The sequence below is a fragment of the Marinomonas polaris DSM 16579 genome, from assembly GCF_900129155.1.
GTDB lineage: Bacteria > Pseudomonadota > Gammaproteobacteria > Pseudomonadales > Marinomonadaceae > Marinomonas > Marinomonas polaris.
In genome coordinates this window covers 126,248-132,956 of the sequence record NZ_FQVF01000016.1, presented here as the reverse complement: position 1 = coordinate 132,956, position 6,709 = coordinate 126,248, and the positions used below count along the sequence as shown (strand labels likewise).

At 36.2% G+C, this 6,709-nt stretch carries 7 protein-coding genes; all 7 read left to right on the top strand.

Features of this window, described 5'->3' with window-relative positions:
- The first annotated feature begins 381 nt into the window (after nt 1–381).
- Complete coding sequence (locus BUA59_RS24180; protein WP_232617094.1) at nt 382–534, top strand: hypothetical protein; 153 nt, start codon at nt 382–384, stop codon at nt 532–534.
- Nucleotides 535–972: 438 nt separating this feature from the next.
- Nucleotides 973–1,101, top strand: coding sequence for a hypothetical protein (locus BUA59_RS24285; RefSeq protein WP_281251027.1), 129 nt, complete (start codon nt 973–975; stop codon nt 1,099–1,101).
- Between the two features lie 428 nt (nt 1,102–1,529).
- Nucleotides 1,530–1,766 (top strand): hypothetical protein, encoded by a 237-nt coding sequence (locus BUA59_RS16820; protein ID WP_072840843.1) that lies wholly within the window; start codon nt 1,530–1,532, stop codon nt 1,764–1,766.
- Between the two features lie 601 nt (nt 1,767–2,367).
- Entirely contained in the window at nt 2,368–2,568 is a 201-nt protein-coding gene (locus BUA59_RS16815; RefSeq protein ID WP_072840842.1) for a hypothetical protein, read from the top strand.
- A gap of 23 nt (nt 2,569–2,591) precedes the next feature.
- On the top strand, nt 2,592–2,843 hold the full coding sequence (locus BUA59_RS16810) for a hypothetical protein (RefSeq protein ID WP_072840841.1): 252 nt from the start codon (nt 2,592–2,594) through the stop codon (nt 2,841–2,843).
- A 577-nt stretch (nt 2,844–3,420) separates the two neighbouring features.
- Nucleotides 3,421–4,617, top strand: coding sequence for a JmjC domain-containing protein (locus BUA59_RS16805; RefSeq protein WP_217653747.1), 1,197 nt, complete (start codon nt 3,421–3,423; stop codon nt 4,615–4,617).
- Between the two features lie 4 nt (nt 4,618–4,621).
- Nucleotides 4,622–6,706 carry a peptidase domain-containing ABC transporter gene (locus BUA59_RS16800; protein ID WP_072840839.1) on the top strand — a complete coding sequence of 695 codons (2,085 nt, stop codon included), beginning with the start codon at nt 4,622–4,624 and terminating at the stop codon, nt 6,704–6,706.
- The last annotated feature ends 3 nt before the right edge of the window (nt 6,707–6,709 follow it).

The following is a 6,709-nucleotide window of genomic DNA, read 5'->3' as shown; positions in this document are numbered from 1 at the left end:
CCCCATCAGTATAATGGTGGGTTATCACCCAATGAATCAGAACGATTATATTGGGAAAACTCTAAAACCGTGGCCAGTTTTACTTGACCACTACAATGGGTTCTATGGGAGCACTTTTTATATGATGGGAGGAGGCTCTTAAGTTTTTTTGTAGGAGTTGAGCTTGTTGTTGTTAGTGTTTTTATTTTTTATTTTTGGTTGTGTTCTTTTTTTAAAATAGGCGAAAAATGAGAACTTTAAGTATTAATGAACTTTCGTTAGTAAGCGGTGGAGATAGTGCGGCTAGCGCTAGCGTTGTTGGAGTTGCTGGAGCAGTGGGAGGAACTGTAGGTTCAGCGACAGGCAGTGTTGTCGGTGGGTATGTTGGTGGTGTGGTAGGAAGTGTTTTTTGGACCACCAGGCGCCATTGCGGGAGTTGTTGCAGGTCGTTACGCAGGGAAATATTTAGGAGGTGCCATTGGAGCTGGTTTGGGTGGATTTTATTCCACTGAGGCAATAAGTGGTACGAATTATGCTGATGGAACAGGTTATTGATTTTAAATAATTTTCCCTAGTATTTATGAGGGTTAATGATGTTTATAAGACTTGTAATATATCTTTTTGGTTTTTTCATAGTCTTTTCAGCGGCTTCTTCATTGTATTTTTTATATTTAGGAGAGTCAAATGATTCAATTATATCAACTCAAAGCATGTTGATTTCTATAATTATTTATAGGGAGTTTTATAAGTATGAAAGTGAGCTGAAGTGAGGTTTTTTGTTTTTATATTCTGTTGAACCCCTTATGAAAGATGTTGTTTTAAAATAATTTTTTAATTTATTTTTTAGGTTTTTATATGCGTCCTACTTTAATGATTGAAAAATTTATATATTTTTAAAGAATAGATTCATAGTTTTAATGCACACTTTTTAAGTGGGCTAATAATATTTATTAACGAGCTGATGAATATTATTATAGTTTAAAGGTTATGGATTTGAAAAATAAAATTTATGAGTTTTTTAAGTTCTTTTTTAAGGTAATCATCGGTGGTGTTATAGGTGGAATTATTTTAAGTGTTATTTTATATGCTGGTAGTTTTTTTGATTTTTTAGGAAGGTTTTAAACGAGAGGAATTAGTATTGAGGTGTTAGAATTTGTAAGTGAAGGTTTGTTCCTATTTTTGCTGCAATAGGTGTTGTTGTAGAGGGATAATAATTAACCGCCCTACATCTATATGGTTCTCATTTTTATATTAGTAATAATATATAGTTTATAATTTGGATTCATGATTTTTCGTAAAATATATAGGTTTTATCTTTGAAAGGTATCCTTTAAAATAAAAAAATAGTTTTTTTCAAATCGATGTTAAAGGTTCTTTTAAGAATTGTTTTGGTGGGTGTGATTAGTGGATTTTTAGGGAGTTTTATTATTGATTTTTTAGACTTTTTATAAATGTTTTTCTTGATAGGGGGGGTAAATGAGAGAGCTTAATATAGCTGAGTTGGGGTGTATTTTCGGAGGTGTTGGTCCATTATTACGATTCCTGTAAAAATGGCTGTAGATGGTGTGTCTAGTGCTTTGGATTATATCAGAACTAATGCAATTCAAGGTCAAGAGATAAAAAAGAATGGCTTTATTACATCTTTTTCCGTTAGAGCTTTGTCAGGAGGTGGGGCTAGTTCTCTTAGAACTTCCGTGCTTTCTTCTACTGGTGGTACGGTAGCGGGAAATGTTTTGGACTCTATGTATTGCTCTGATTATTGCTCTGATAATACAAACTATAATTAGCATGATTTTGTATTTATTTAAAAAAATAGATTTATTTTATTAGTCAGAAATTAGTATTATTGAAAGGTATCGATGAAAAATGTAAGGAACTAAGAAAATAGTATAGGTGGTTTTTAATGGTAAGGTGGCGAGTTTTGATTTTAAATCAGATCAACAGGTAGCAATTAATTCGCTAATAGCGAGTTTTATTCCTTAAGATAGAAAGTTACAAGCAGGTTTATATTTAGCATCTTATCAAGTTGACTTTATAGAGTATGACCAAGAAATATTATCTTTGTACTCTGCGTGCTCTTACTATAAATATTGTATGCAGAAAAGTTTTGTAATTATTTTTGCCAGTAGTCCATATACCATAAAATATATACTATCCCGTTTATAGTAATGCTTATTTATAAGGTGAAGAGGATAGTTTCTATGAAATTTTAGTGAAAATAGAAGGTCAATAGATGGTTTTTATGGTGAATATCGTTCGCCTCTTCCAGGTATGAAAATAGAACTGGTTATACAGGAAGATACTCTAAGGAAATATGAATTCTTAATTTGTCCACTGTATTTGGTTGCAATGAAATAACCTATAAAGGTTGATTTTTTGGAGGTTTTTTTGAGAGAAAAAGAGAAAATAATTGATTTTTTAGTGGTTGGTTTTTTGGTTTTTTGGTTGATTTTTAATGGTGTTTTTTTTTCATATTATCAACATGTAGGAGAGAGAGAGTTACAATTAGAAGCTAGAATTAATATATATGAGCTTGCATTTATAATGCTATTTTATAAATGCTATAGGTCTAAATATAAAGAGATATAGTTTTGAGGTATAGGAGGTATTATATGAGAGAAATTAGTATATTTGAACTTGAATGTGTTTCTGGCGGAACTGCTACTGAAACCAACAAAGAGATAAGAGAGTCAGCTACAGCATGGGGGGCTGTTGGTGCTACTGTATGGGATGGTTTGAAAGGAGGTGTCAAAAATGCCGGTAAAGGAGGTGCTTGGGGAGCCATAGGTGGTGCAGCATATGGAGCCGGCGCTGCTTTATATGATTACTATAGTGATGGCTCCAACTATTGCTCGGATAAATAAAAATATTAAAAATCAAATATGATTTTATAAAAATGGCTGATTAATCATTTATATATAAAAACTTATCAATAAGTTTTTATGAGGCGTTTTATAGTTATTATTTTATCATAATAAATATAAAGTTTGATTTTAAGATGTATTTTAGTGATTTTTAAGTGATATTTTTACGAACTTTATATATTTATTTTTTGAGATGGTGATATGGTGTATATATAGTAGAGGTTTCTATCGAGAAATTAGATTTTACTATCGGGTGAGTGTTTTTTTAATATAGGATTAAGGTCCTTGTCACAGTTTAGTAAAAATATATCTAAATCGGCTATAGTATAGTTGATGTAAAAAGATATGATATTACTACTTTAATACAAGGTGGTGATCCAACCTAAGAAGGTGTTTTTACGTCTGAAACTACTTTTGGTGGAGGTTTTTTGTTTTCATCAAGTGCTCTTTGAATTGCTTTGGCTGTAGCTATTAGAGCAGATGCATTAGGAAACGCAGTGGATGGTTTTGATTATTGTTTGATAGGATAAACTATAATCAGCATGATTTTCTTATTAATTTCAAAAGGAGTTTGATTTTGTTTGACACATATAAGGATGATTTTTTCTCTAATTACCTTTATAAAAAACCTTTTCTTTTTAGAAAGGCCGCATCTGATATCACACTGTCTTGGAGATATGTTAGTGAAATTTACGAAAGGTCTGATCCTGCAAGTCTTGATTTCAAATTAATGAATGGTCATGAGGTACCAAAGTCAAAGTATTTAGAGTCCTATGTCAATGTAGGAAGACTTGAGTATCGTTATATAAAACCTATTATTTATGATTATATGCGTAAAGGTGCAACCCTAGTTTATAATCGTATCCGTAATGAACCCTTTGTTAGCAATATTTCTCGGGAAATAGCGAATTTCGCTCAAGCGCAGGTCATTACCAGTGGTTATGCTGCATTCAGTGCTAAGCCTTCCTATCGTTGTCATTGGGATACGCGTGACGTCTTTGCGGTTCAGTTAAAAGGCCGTGAACGTTGGATTTTAAAAGAGCCAACCTTCGAACTTCCTTTGTATATGCAGCAAACGAAAGATATGCCCGATGCTGAGGAGCCGGAAAAGGTTTATTTAGATGTCGTGCTTGAAGAGGGCGATATTCTATATGTACCGCGTGGTTGGTGGCATAATCCGATTCCCATGGGAGAAGAAACGTTTCATTTGGCTGTTGGAACCTTCGCGCCAACTGGCTTTGATTATATTAATTGGCTTGTGCAGAAGGCTCCTAATATAGTGGATGGCCGCCATAATTTACATGGATTCCAAGAAAGTAAAGAATCATTAGACCGATTCGGAAAAGAGTTTGCTTCACTAATGTCTGATGAATCGACTTATGAGCAGTTTATGGCAGATTATATAGGGCAGCATAGAGTTGATTCACCGATATCACTTGGTACCCTTTCTGATGAAAAAATAGTTCAATTAGAATTGACTCAAAAAATTAGGCTTAATGTTAATTTTCTCTATCAATTTTCTAATGACTTTGTCGTAGTGAATGGTAACAAAATAAATTTAGATGAGATGAGTCAGAAGCTTATTAACTATATAAATAGGAATCAGGCTTGTACCGTCAGCGATGTTCTATCTATTTTCTCAAAATATCCTAAAAATAAACTTCACGAGTTATTATTTCAACTTGCATTGAATGATGTACTAGAGTTGATTTCAGTTTCTGACGGTGTGGTTATTGGTTCGGAAAAGAATAATGCTACCCTAAACATGGTTTGATAAAATGAAAGCTATTCTTCAATCAGAAAGCCATGAATGCGGACTTGCTTGTCTTGTTATGATTGCCAGTGCTTATGGCTCGCATTTAGATCTTCCAACCCTACGGCGACGCTTTTCTATCTCAGTTAAAGGTACCAGTCTTCCACAAATCCTTCATTATGCGCAGTCATTAGATTTTTCTAGTCGCCCAGTTCGGTTGGAATTAGATGAGTTGAAGCAACTTCGTCTGCCTTGCATCCTCCATTGGAGCTTGAATCATTTTGTTGTGCTAGAAAAGGTAGGGGCGCAGAAGGTGACGATTCTGGACCCTGCTGCGGGACGAAGAACATTAACAATGGACGAGGTCTCTCGTTGCTTTACTGGGGTTGCTTTAGAACTGACGCCAAATTCAAGATTCCAGTCTGCAGAAAAGAAGCCTCGTTTACGACTTCGCGAATTAACTGGACATGTTCTTGGTTTAAAACGGGCTCTGGTAAATATCCTTATGCTTGCTTTGGCTTTAGAAGTTGTTGCTCTGTTATCGCCACAAGTTATGCAATGGGTTGTTGATCATGCCTTGGTTTCGGCTGATTATGATTTATTGTTGTTAGTTGTCATCGGTGGTTGCCTTTTGTTGGTGATTGACTTTGTCTTGCGTATGGCAAGGGGATGGATGGGGCTCAGGCTAAACCAACAGCTGACTCTGCAATGGACCAGCAATTTCTTTCACCATTTATTGAGACTACCTTGGTCTTTTTTTGAAAAACGGCATTTGGGTGATATTACGGCCCGCTTTCAATCCTTAGATGCTATTCGTGCCGTTATTACAAATGGTGCTGTGACTATCTTGCTTGATGCACTGGTTGCCTTGATCACGCTTACACTGATGACACTCTATAGTAAAATGTTGACTGTTATCGTTCTGACTGCGGTTGCGTTATATGTGCTTCTTCGTTGGGCTTTTTATGTACCCTTACGAAATGCTATGGAAGAACGTATCGTTTTAGCGACAAGAGAAAATGCGTATTTTTTAGAAACTATTCGTGCTGTCCAGCCTCTGAAACTCTTCAATTCAACACCCTTACGATTGGCTACTTGGCAAAACTTACTGACCGATGTGCAGAATCGAGATCTTAGAACCCAAAAAATGTTGTTGGTATTTGGTGGCTGCAATACGTTGATTTTTGGTTTAGAGGGAATGTTGCTTCTATACGTCGGTGGGGTTGCGGTTTTAGGTAACACCCTAACGTTAGGGATGTTGTTGGCGTTCCTTGCTTACAAAAGTCAATTTACTACTCGCGCAAGCAAGCTGATCGATCTTGGGATTGAAATCAAAATGCTATCTTTGCATGGAGAGCGCTTAGCAGAGATTGCTCTTGAAACGCCTGAGCCTAATATTGCTATCGAAACGGACCTTAGTCGGATAGAGCCACGTATCGAGTTTAAAAATGTGTCTTTTCGATATGCTGATGGCGAGCATTGGGTAATCAAAGATCTATCCTTCACAATTGAAGCTGGCGATGCGGTTGCCTTAATCGGCCGATCTGGCTGTGGCAAGTCTACGTTATTCAAACTTATGTTAGGGCTGTTAGAGCCAATTGAGGGCGACATTCGTATTGGTGGTACTTCTATTCGTCAGCTGGGACCAACAGCTCTAAGGAATATGGTTGGTGTAGTGATGCAGGATGATCAGCTAATGGCTGGTTCTCTTGCTGAAAATATAGCTTGCTTCGAAGTTGGCGCAACCCAAGAGCGTATTGAAGCCGCTGCACAGCAGGCCAATATACATAAAACCATTATTAACATGCCAATGGGTTATCAGACTTTGGTAGCTGAAATGGGGAGTGGTTTATCCGGTGGACAAAAGCAGCGGCTGTTATTAGCAAGAGCGTTGTATAAGCAACCTAGTATTTTGGCATTGGATGAGGCGACCAGCCATTTAGATTTACATGGCGAACAGCATGTTGTGAGTAACTTACAGTCATTGTCCATGACACGAGTCGTTATTGCCCACCGTAGAGAAACGGTTGCCATGGTTTCTCGGATTATTCATCTCGAGCAAGGAAAGATAACAGAAGACATTCGTCTAGATGCAGACGAAGTTGCATAATGG

Bases quoted from the DNA above. Each gene is read 5' to 3' on its own strand.
- BUA59_RS16820 (WP_072840843.1), top strand. From the start codon at position 1,530: ATGGCTGTAGATGGTGTGTCTAGTGCTTTGGATTATATCAGAACTAAT.
- BUA59_RS16810 (WP_072840841.1), top strand. From the start codon at position 2,592: ATGAGAGAAATTAGTATATTTGAACTTGAATGTGTTTCTGGCGGAACT.
- BUA59_RS16800 (WP_072840839.1), top strand. From the start codon at position 4,622: ATGAAAGCTATTCTTCAATCAGAAAGCCATGAATGCGGACTTGCTTGT.